This is a genomic window from Pseudomonas sp. (genome assembly GCF_035277045.1).
In the GTDB taxonomy this organism is placed as follows: Bacteria; Pseudomonadota; Gammaproteobacteria; order Pseudomonadales; family Pseudomonadaceae; genus Aquipseudomonas.
The window spans coordinates 1-5,369 of sequence record NZ_DATELE010000185.1; the positions used below are offsets into that span (position 1 = coordinate 1).

Annotated in this window: 8 protein-coding genes; all 8 read left to right on the forward strand. The window is 64.4% G+C overall.

Going from position 1 to position 5,369, the window contains the following annotated elements; all coding sequences use genetic code 11:
- The coding region (locus VJS90_RS09660) for a flagellar basal body-associated FliL family protein (protein WP_324121374.1) at positions 1 to 380 on the forward strand (380 nt) is incomplete at its 5' end.
- Between the two features lie 9 nt (positions 381 to 389).
- Positions 390 to 1,358, forward strand: a complete 969-nt coding sequence (fliM, locus tag VJS90_RS09665; RefSeq protein WP_324121376.1) for a flagellar motor switch protein FliM — start codon at positions 390 to 392, stop codon at positions 1,356 to 1,358.
- A 47-nt stretch (positions 1,359 to 1,405) separates the two neighbouring features.
- Entirely contained in the window at positions 1,406 to 1,879 is a 474-nt protein-coding gene (gene fliN / locus VJS90_RS09670) for a flagellar motor switch protein FliN (RefSeq protein ID WP_324121378.1), read from the forward strand.
- 21 nt (positions 1,880 to 1,900) lie between these two features.
- A complete protein-coding gene (gene fliO / locus VJS90_RS09675) occupies positions 1,901 to 2,332 on the forward strand; it encodes a flagellar biosynthetic protein FliO (RefSeq protein WP_324121388.1) in 432 nt (143 codons plus the stop codon).
- Entirely contained in the window at positions 2,332 to 3,084 is a 753-nt protein-coding gene (gene fliP, locus VJS90_RS09680; RefSeq protein WP_324121380.1) for a flagellar type III secretion system pore protein FliP, read from the forward strand. Before fliO ends, fliP begins: the two co-directional genes overlap by 1 nt.
- Positions 3,085 to 3,103: 19 nt before the next feature.
- Positions 3,104 to 3,373 (forward strand): flagellar biosynthesis protein FliQ, encoded by a 270-nt coding sequence (gene fliQ, locus VJS90_RS09685; protein WP_324121383.1) that lies wholly within the window; start codon positions 3,104 to 3,106, stop codon positions 3,371 to 3,373.
- 7 nt (positions 3,374 to 3,380) lie between these two features.
- Positions 3,381 to 4,157 (forward strand): flagellar biosynthetic protein FliR, encoded by a 777-nt coding sequence (fliR, locus tag VJS90_RS09690; RefSeq protein ID WP_324121385.1) that lies wholly within the window; start codon positions 3,381 to 3,383, stop codon positions 4,155 to 4,157.
- 2 nt (positions 4,158 to 4,159) lie between these two features.
- Positions 4,160 to 5,302 carry a flagellar biosynthesis protein FlhB gene (gene flhB / locus VJS90_RS09695; protein ID WP_324121386.1) on the forward strand — a complete coding sequence of 381 codons (1,143 nt, stop codon included), beginning with the start codon at positions 4,160 to 4,162 and terminating at the stop codon, positions 5,300 to 5,302.
- Positions 5,303 to 5,369: the final 67 nt, after the last annotated feature.

The window sequence follows — 5,369 nt, forward strand, 5'->3', positions numbered from 1 at the left end:
TCATGCACAAGCCCGACAGCGAGCCCGTGCCGGACGCCGCCGCGGCCAACGTGAAACCCCCGGCGATCTATGAGCCGCTGACACCGGCCTTCGTGGTCAATTTCAATCAGAACGGCCGCCAGCGCTACATGCAGGTCAGCATCACCCTGCAAGGCCGCGACCAGGCCGCGCTGGATGCCCTGAAGGTGCACATGCCGGTGATTCGCAACAACCTGGTGATGATGTTCTCCGGGCAAGGTTTCGACACCCTGGCCGGCAGCCCCGTCGGCCAGGAAATGCTCCGCCAGAAAGCCACCGCGGTGGTTCAGGAAGTGGCGCAGAAAGAAGTCGGCAAGCCGGTCATCGACCAGCTGCTGTTCACCAATTTCGTATTGCAGTAGGAGCCACCGATGGCCGTGCAGGACCTGCTGTCCCAGGATGAGATCGACGCCCTCTTGCATGGCGTCGATGACGGTCTGGTACAAACCGAAAGCCCCAGCGACCCTGGCGGCGTCAAAAGCTACGACCTGACCAGCCAGGACCGGATCGTGCGCGGCCGCATGCCGACCCTGGAAATGATCAACGAACGCTTCGCGCGCTATACCCGCGTCAGCATGTTCAACCTGCTGCGGCGCTCCGCCGACGTGGCGGTGGGCGGCGTGCAGGTGATGAAGTTTGGCGAGTACGTGCATTCGCTCTACGTGCCGACCAGCCTGAACCTGGTGAAGATCAAGCCACTGCGCGGCACAGCGCTGTTCATCCTCGACGCCAAGCTGGTGTTCAAGCTGGTGGACAACTTCTTTGGTGGCGACGGCCGTCACGCGAAGATCGAAGGGCGTGAATTCACCCCGACGGAACTGCGCGTGGTGCGCATGGTGCTGGACCAGGCCTTCGTTGACCTCAAGGAAGCCTGGCAGGCGATCATGCCGGTCAACTTCGAGTACATGAACTCGGAGGTCAACCCGGCCATGGCCAACATCGTCGGGCCGAGCGAGGCCGTGGTGGTGTCGACCTTCCACATCGAGCTGGACGGTGGTGGCGGCGACCTGCACGTGACCATGCCCTACTCGATGATCGAGCCGGTGCGCGAGATGCTCGATGCCGGTTTCCAGTCCGACCTGGACGACCAGGACGAACGCTGGGTCAAGGCCCTGCGCGAGGACGTGCTGGATGTCAGCGTGCCGGTCAGCGCCACCGTTGCCAGGCGCCAGCTGAAACTGCGCGACATCCTGCACATGCAGCCTGGCGACGTGATCCCGGTGGAGCTGCCCGAGCACCTGGTGCTGCGCGCCAACGGCGTGCCGTCGTTCAAGGCCCGGCTGGGCTCGCACAAGGGCAACCTGGCCCTGCAGATCATCGATCCGATCGAACGCCGCTAAGCGCGTACCGGTCGCAACTCCCGAATTGAATGCCTGTCGAGGACATTATGGCTAACCAGAACGATATGACTTCCGCCGAGGATCAGGCCCTGGCCGATGAATGGGCCGCGGCCCTGGAAGAAACCGGCGATGCCGGGCAGGCCGACATCGACGCCTTGCTCGCCGCCGACGCGGGCAATGGCGCCAAGTCCGGCCCCGGCCGCCTGCCGATGGAAGAATTCGCAAGCTCGCCGCGCAACAACGACCCGGTCAGCCTGGACGGCCCCAACCTGGACGTGATCCTGGACATCCCGGTGAACATCTCGATGGAAGTGGGCAGCACCGAGATCAACATCCGCAACCTGCTGCAGCTCAACCAGGGCTCGGTGATCGAGCTCGACCGCCTGGCCGGCGAGCCGCTCGACGTGCTGGTCAACGGCACCCTGATCGCCCACGGCGAGGTGGTGGTGGTCAACGAGAAGTTCGGCATTCGCCTGACCGACGTGATCAGCCCCAGCGAACGCATCAAGAAGCTGCGCTGAGTGAAGGTCGTGAATCGGGCCATGCTGGTCCTGGGCCTTGTACTGAGCGGTGAAGCGCTCGCGGCCGCGGCTGGTAGCGCGGCTCCGGCCGTCACCACCTCTACCCCTGGCGGCCTGGGTGGGCAGCTGTTGCAGCTGGTGCTGGGGCTGGGGCTGGTCGTCGGTCTGATCTTCTTCCTCGCCTGGCTGCTGCGCCGGGTGCAGGGCGCGGCGCCGCGTGGCGGTCAGGTGATCGAGATCATCGGCAGCCGCGCCATCGGCCCGCGTGACCGCCTGCTGCTGGTGCAAGTGGGCAAGGAGCAGATCCTGCTCGGCCACAGCCCGGGCAGCATCCAGGCGCTGCATGTGCTGGCCGAGCCCGTGGAGGTGCCCGCCAGTGCCCGCCAGGCCACGCCCGAATTCGCCCTGCGGCTCATGGAGCTGATGGGCAAGGACCATAAGGACAAGTCGTGATGGGCGCGTTGCGCATGCTGTTGACCCTGGCGCTGCTGATGGCAGCGCCGCTGGCGCTGGCCGCCGATCCGCTGTCGATCCCGGCCATCACCCTGTCCAACGGGGCGGACGGCCAGCAGGAGTATTCGGTCAGCCTGCAGATCCTGCTGATCATGACGGCGCTGAGCTTCATTCCAGCCTTCGTCATCCTGATGACCAGCTTCACCCGCATCATCATCGTGTTCTCGATCCTGCGTCAGGCCCTTGGCCTGCAGCAGACGCCGTCGAACCAGTTGCTCACCGGCATGGCGCTGTTCCTGACCATGTTCATCATGGCGCCGGTGTTCGACCGGGTGAACAAGGACGCCCTGCAGCCCTACCTGAACGAGCAGATCGTCGCTCAGGAAGCCATCAACCGGGCCCAGGTGCCGCTCAAGGACTTCATGCTCGCGCAGACCCGCCAGAGCGACCTCGACCTGTTCATGCGCCTGTCCAAGCGTACCGACATCGCCACCCCCGACCAGGCGCCGCTGACCATCCTGGTGCCGGCGTTCGTCACCTCCGAGCTCAAGACCGCGTTCCAGATCGGCTTCATGATCTTCATCCCGTTCCTGATCATCGACATGGTGGTGGCCAGTGTGCTGATGGCCATGGGCATGATGATGCTGTCGCCGCTGATCATCTCGCTGCCCTTCAAGATCATGCTGTTCGTGCTGGTCGATGGCTGGGCGCTGATCATGGGTACGCTGGCCGGCAGTTTCGGCGGCGTCTGAGCCCCTAGAGGAGATACCCATGACTCCAGAAGTCGCCGTCGACCTGTTCCGTGATGCCCTCTGGCTGACCACCCTGATGGTCGCCGTGCTGGTGATCCCGAGCCTGCTGATCGGCCTGGTGGTGGCGATGTTCCAGGCCGCCACGCAGATCAACGAACAGACCCTGAGCTTCCTGCCGCGCCTGCTGGTGATGCTGATCACGCTGATCGTCGCCGGTCCGTGGCTGACGCAGACGTTCATGGAGTACATCACCGGCCTGTACAGCAGCATTCCGCAGCTGATCGGGTGAGGTGGCCATGCTAGAGCTGACCGACACGCAGATCGGCGCCTGGGTCGCGACCTTCATGCTGCCCCTGTTCCGGGTCACGGCGGTGTTGATGACCATGCCGATCATCGGCACCAAGATGCTGCCCGCGCGGGTCCGCCTGTATTTCGCCCTGGCGATCACCGTGGTGATCACCCCCGGCCTGCCGCCGATGCCCGAATTCAACCCGCTGGGCATCAGCGGGCTGCTGATGTGCGCCGAGCAGATCATCATCGGGGCGATGTTCGGGCTGGCGCTGCAGATGCTGTTCCAGGCGTTCGTGGTGGCCGGCCAGATCATCGCCATCCAGATGGGCATGGCGTTCGCGTCCATGGTCGACCCGGCCAACGGCGTGAACACGGCGGTGGTCAGCCAGTTCATGACCATGCTGGTGAGCGTGCTGTTCCTGCTGATGAACGGTCACCTGGTGGTGATTGAAGTACTGACCGAAAGCTTCACCACGCTGCCGGTGGGCGGCGGGCTGCTGGTCAATCACTTCTGGGAGCTGGCCGGCCGCGTGGGCTGGGTGTTTGGCGCCGCGCTGCTGCTGGTATTGCCCGCGATCACCGCGCTGCTGGTGGTCAACATCGCCTTCGGGATCATGACCCGGGCCGCCCCGCAGCTGAACATCTTCTCGATCGGTTTTCCGCTGACCCTGGTGCTGGGCATGGGCATCTTCTGGGTGACGCTGGCCGACATCCTTCCTCACTACCAGTCGTTGGCCAGCGAATCGCTGCAATGGCTGCGTGAACTGGCAAAGGCGCGCTGAGCATGGCTGAAAGCGAGAGCGGTGCGGACAAGACGGAAGACCCCACCGAGAAACGCCGCAAGGATTCGCGCGAGAAAGGCGAGGTCGCCCGCTCCAAGGAACTCAACACGGTGCTCGTGACCCTGGCCGGAGCCGGGGCGTTGCTGGTGTTTGGCGGGAACATGGCCGAAACCTTGATGGACCTGATGCGCAGCAATTTCACCTTGTCGCGCGAGGTGCTGGTGGACGAGCGCTCCATGGGCCTGTTCCTGCTCGCCTCCGGCAAGAAGGCCATCTGGGCGGTCCAGCCGGTGCTGGTGCTGCTGTTTTTCGTCGCGTTCATCGGGCCCATCGCCCTGGGCGGCTTCCTGTTTTCCGGCAGCCTCTTGCAACCCAAGTTCAGCCGCATGAACCCGTTGTCCGGGATCAAGCGCATGTTCTCGCTCAACTCGCTGACCGAGCTGCTCAAGGCCATCGCCAAGTTCGTGGTGATCCTGGTGGTGGCCCTGGTCGTGCTGTCGGGCGACCGCGACGCCTTGCTGGCGATCGCCAACGAGCCGCTCGAGCAAGCCATCATCCACAGCGTGCAGGTGGTGGGCTGGAGCACCTTGTGGATGGCCTCCGGCCTGCTGCTGATCGCCGCCGCCGACGTGCCTTTCCAGCTCTGGCAGTCGTTCAACAAGCTCAAGATGACCAAGCAGGAAGTGCGCGACGAGTACAAGAACTCCGAGGGCAAGCCTGAGGTCAAGCAGCGCATCCGCCAGATGCAGCGCGAGGTGTCCCAGCGGCGGATGATGGCCGCGGTGCCCGAGGCCGACGTGATCATCACCAACCCGACCCACTATGCCGTCGCGCTCAAGTACGACCCCGAGAAGGGCGGGGCGGCGCCGCTGCTGGTGGCCAAGGGCAGCGACTTCATCGCGCTGAAGATCCGCGAGATCGCCGTGCAGCACCGGATCCAGATCCTTGAGTCGCCCGCGCTGGCGCGCTCGATCTACTACAGCACCGAGCTCGAGCAGGAGATCCCGGCCGGCCTGTACATGGCCGTCGCGCAGGTGCTGGCCTATGTGTTCCAGATCCGCCAGTACCACGCCGGCAAGGGCAAGCCGCCCGAACCGCTGAAGGACGACCTGCCGATTCCGCCGGACCTGAGGCGCGATAGTTAGGCGTCAGGCTGACTGTCAGCCAAAGTTGGAAAGCTTCTTGCAAAGACGAGCGCCAGGTGCCGTTCAG